Origin of the sequence: uncultured Nostoc sp., assembly GCF_964245445.1 — a bacterium.
Classification (GTDB): Bacteria; Cyanobacteriota; Cyanobacteriia; order Cyanobacteriales; family Nostocaceae; genus Nostoc.
Genome location: NZ_CAXTNE010000444.1, coordinates 1 through 3,953, shown reverse-complemented (window position 1 = coordinate 3,953; position 3,953 = coordinate 1). Strand labels below are relative to the sequence as shown.

6 protein-coding genes are annotated in these 3,953 nt (G+C 42.6%); 4 read left to right on the top strand and 2 right to left on the bottom strand.

The genetic code is table 11. The features are described 5' to 3' along the window. Window positions 1–60: 60 nt before the first annotated feature. Entirely contained in the window at window positions 61–351 is a 291-nt protein-coding gene (locus ACFE90_RS36890) for a DUF2281 domain-containing protein (protein WP_375507191.1), read from the bottom strand. A 58-nt stretch (window positions 352–409) separates the two neighbouring features. Beyond that, window positions 410–1,030: a Uma2 family endonuclease gene (locus ACFE90_RS36885; protein ID WP_375507190.1), complete on the bottom strand. Its 621-nt coding sequence runs from the start codon at window positions 1,028–1,030 to the stop codon at window positions 410–412. A 111-nt stretch (window positions 1,031–1,141) separates the two neighbouring features. On the opposite strand from ACFE90_RS36885, the gene ACFE90_RS36880 reads away from it, so the two are divergent. The 4 genes from ACFE90_RS36880 to cobD all read left to right on the top strand — a co-directional run bounded on the left by ACFE90_RS36880 (window position 1,142) and on the right by cobD (window position 3,931). Further along, window positions 1,142–1,786 (top strand): Uma2 family endonuclease, encoded by a 645-nt coding sequence (locus ACFE90_RS36880; RefSeq protein ID WP_375507189.1) that lies wholly within the window; start codon window positions 1,142–1,144, stop codon window positions 1,784–1,786. 79 nt (window positions 1,787–1,865) lie between these two features. Next, window positions 1,866–1,946 carry a hypothetical protein gene (locus tag ACFE90_RS36875; RefSeq protein WP_375507192.1) on the top strand — a complete coding sequence of 27 codons (81 nt, stop codon included), beginning with the start codon at window positions 1,866–1,868 and terminating at the stop codon, window positions 1,944–1,946. A 561-nt stretch (window positions 1,947–2,507) separates the two neighbouring features. Continuing rightward, complete coding sequence (locus ACFE90_RS36870; RefSeq protein ID WP_010998076.1) at window positions 2,508–2,792, top strand: HU family DNA-binding protein; 285 nt, start codon at window positions 2,508–2,510, stop codon at window positions 2,790–2,792. A 26-nt stretch (window positions 2,793–2,818) separates the two neighbouring features. Further along, complete coding sequence (cobD, locus tag ACFE90_RS36865; RefSeq protein ID WP_375507188.1) at window positions 2,819–3,931, top strand: threonine-phosphate decarboxylase CobD; 1,113 nt, start codon at window positions 2,819–2,821, stop codon at window positions 3,929–3,931. Window positions 3,932–3,953: the final 22 nt, after the last annotated feature.

Sequence of the window (3,953 nt, the reverse complement as noted above, 5' to 3'; positions counted from 1 at the left end):
GTTGTGTTCAATATAACGAAATGTAACGATACTATCTTCGGCAACTTCGTATTAGGTACATTATTCAAAAGGATTATCTTCATTAAACTCTGCTTGACCACGGCTAGCAATTACTAGCTTCAGACACTCCTCTAAGTCATCACCTTTCCAAGTACCTATAGTTTTTAGATGTTCTAGAAGTGAGCTTCCTGTGGAATTAACAGTAGTATGACTAGCAAATTCTACTTGATGTTGTGTTGGTTGTACTTGGTTTTGCTTTGTTTTCAAAAAACGTAAAAAATTAAGTGTTTCAGTCAAAAGTGCATCTGGTGCTGGTTGAATTTCCTCGATAAGTTGTTCTTTAATTTTCATATTTACGCCTATTGAACTGACATTGTTTAGTAGTATAAAACAGCAAGTAGGGTTGTGGCTACGTTGGTAGACCTCCAGCTTGAAAAATCTGTTCGGCTGTTAAATTCAATTCCGCGAAAGTAGGCGATAGGATGCGGTCAGTGCCTCTAAATTGAGTAACCTGGTATTCACCATCGATTAATTGATAAATAGATATAGTAGGCTGTTTAGGATTGCCAGTGAACTTTTTAGCGCCTAGACCGAGATAATCTACAACCCAGTATTCAGGAATTCCAATACCCTCATACTTACCCTGTTTTGTGTAGTAGTCATCATCCCAGTTGGTACTAACAACCTCAACTACTAAGGGAATTGATGCTGCAAGACTTACAGTTGATTCTTTTTTCCATAGCGGTTCATTCACTAAATTAGGGCGATTGAGTAATAGCACATCTGGGGAATAGCCAGATTCCGAATTAGTTGGTTTTACCAGCACAGTTTTGGGAATTGTATAAGGTAGACCATTACGAACGTACTCAATAGTAATTTTTTCAACCAAAAACCCGACAATATCCTCATGGTCTCCTACTGGTTGTGCCATTTCAACAATCACTCCATCATGTAATTCATATCTTCCACCTTCGGGTCGCCACGCTGCAAAATCTTCAAAGGTTACTAGTTTTGGTATGGCTTGAGTCATAATCTATTACCCCTAGTAGTCGTTTCGATCATATCGCTTTCTTACGTTCAGCCTTAACAGTAATATTAAAAGATACAGTACTGGAAAAGATTTGTTGCGGAGAATTAAACTATGGTGGCAATAAAAACATCCGCAGAAAATAGGGTTTTACTGCAAAACATTAGCTGGCAAACATTTAAAACCATGCTAGCTGAAATGGGTTCAGAACGTAATTCCCGATTTGCTTATGACAATGGAACGATAGAAATTATCACCCCACAAATGCCGCACGAGAACTCAAACCGTGTAATTGAAGGTTTTGTTGTTGTCCTGTGCGAAGAGTTGGGCTGGGAAATTAGACGCGCTGGTTCGCTAACTTTAACGCGAGATGATTTAGAGAAGGGAGCCGAGCCAGATAGTAGCTACTATATTCAAAATGAAGCCCTAGTTCGACATAAAGAAAATATTGACATAGCAATCGACCCACCTCCTGACCTGGTGCTAGAGGTGGAATATTCCAGGTCTGCGATAGACAAGCTGAGGCTTTATGCTGCGATGGGAGTCCCAGAATTTTGGCGTTATAACGGCAGTGTGTTACGAGTCTACACCCTTGCAGGTGGACAATATTCAGAAGTCGAAACCAGCCCTACTTTTGCGCCTGTGTCGGTGAAGGAGATTCCTCGGTTTATCCAAGAAGCGAAGAAGAATGGGGAAATTGCTACTACCCGTGCTTTTCGGGCTTGGGTGCAACAAAAAATTTCTGGTGGGAAACAGTAAAATCATGACTAAAGCTAGCCTCATGAGTCGAATTACCTAAAATCCTGGGCAATGCGAAGGTCGCCCTTGTACTAAAGGAATACGAATCCGTGTAAGTGATATTTTAAAGATGCTGGCTGAAAATGTGAGTTCAGCCAGCATCTTTAAAAGATTTTCCTGATTTAGAACCAGAAGATATCCAAGCCTGTCTTTTATTTGCAGCGCGGCGCACAGACTTTGCTTAATTGACTGCATGAATATTTGGATTGATGGGTAAGCAAGTTCGTAGTAAGGACTTCAGTCCTTATTTATTAAGCACTAAAGTGCTTATTACAAACTATTTTTCATAAATATTAATTAATCTCAGCAATAACTCTTCAAGATCGGTAATAAATCCCAACAAATGCTGACCATCTCCCACCTCCTCATTCCCCTATTTTCTTAGCGATTGTGGAATTTACTAGGTATTTTTTCCTACTTTTTGGGTGGTTTTCAGTGAAACAAGTACCCTAAAATTACAAAAAATCCTGAAATCTATATAAATTAATGGTTTCATCTATCCACATCAGGCTACAACACCTTAGAATGATTCATTGAAAAGTCGAGCCGATGGGATGTACAGCCGTTTTGAGTAAAGCTACTCCCAAAGGATGATTTTTGTATTTTCGCAAACAAAGATTTCAGTACAGATGTATCATGATGCATCCGTAAAGAATCTCAAGTAAACCTTCAGGAGTTTGACATGAACAAAGGTGAATTAGTTGATGCCGTAGCTGAAAAAGCTAGTGTTACCAAGAAACAAGCGGATGCAGTCTTAACTGCTGCTTTGGAAACGATTATTGAAGCGGTTTCCTCTGGTGATAAGGTAACATTGGTAGGATTTGGCTCATTTGAATCACGGGAACGTAAAGCCCGCGAAGGTCGCAACCCGAAAACAAATGAAAAAATGGAAATTCCAGCCACGAGGGTTCCTGCCTTCTCGGCAGGAAAACTGTTTAGAGAAAAGGTAGCACCCCCAAAAGCATAGGTTCTGTCTTCGGGAACCCTTTTTTAATGCGGCAACCTGCACACGGGGGGAATTTAGCCTGGGCAGCAGCACTGGCTGGCTGTCCCCCTGATGCTATTCTGGATTTTTCTGCTAGCATCAGCCCGTTGGGGCCTCCAAATAGCGCGATCGCTGCTATCCTGTCCCAAATTGGTAATCTTAAGCACTATCCAGACCCAAACTATAGTGAACTGAGACTAGCTCTCAGTCACTTCCATCAATTGCCGCCTGAGTGGATTCTGCCGGGTAACGGCTCCGCAGAATTACTCACTCTTATAGGTAGGGAATTAGCCCAATTAGCCGCGACAATTTTAATAACTCCAGCCTTTGGCGACTACTACCGAACCCTGAAGTCGTACAACGCTAATGTGCTGGAGTGTCCTTTGTCATTGGTGAGCCAGTGCGGTCTTGGGGGTTTCCCCCATGAGCAACTGCGAACCCGAAGGGTCACTGGTCATTGGTCATTGGTCATTGGTCATTTGTCATTGACAAAGGACAAAGGGCTATTGCTGAATAATCCCCACAACCCAACTGGAAAAATATTTTCGCGGGACTCTATTTTGCCCTACTTGGAGCAATTTGCTTTGGTTGTGGTGGATGAAGCATTCATGGATTTTGTGTCGCCCAATGAGGAACAAAGCCTAATTTCGGTGGTGCAAGAATATCGGAATTTAGTAGTATTGCGATCGCTGACCAAATTTTACAGTCTTCCTGGACTGCGATTAGGATATGCGATCGCACACCCCGACTGCCTAGCTAAATGGCAGCTATGGCGTGACCCCTGGCCCGTAAACACGCTAGCGGCCGCGGCGGCAATTGCGGCACTCCAGGATACGGAGTTTCAGCAGCAAACCTGGGCATGGCTACCACCTGCACGAAACCAACTCTTTCAGGGTTTGGCTGAAATACCAGGATTGCAACCCCAAGTAAGCGCTGTTAATTTTTTACTGGTTGAATCCCAAGAGTCTACTTTGCAGTTACAGCAACAATTACTCAAGCATCACCAGATTTTAATCCGCGATTGCCTTAGTTTTAAAGAACTAGGCGATCGCTTTTTCCGGGTTGCTATACGTGAAGAGTCTGATAACCAACGCTTACTAACAGCGTTGAGTAGGGAGTAGGAGTAGGGAGTGGGGAGTGGGG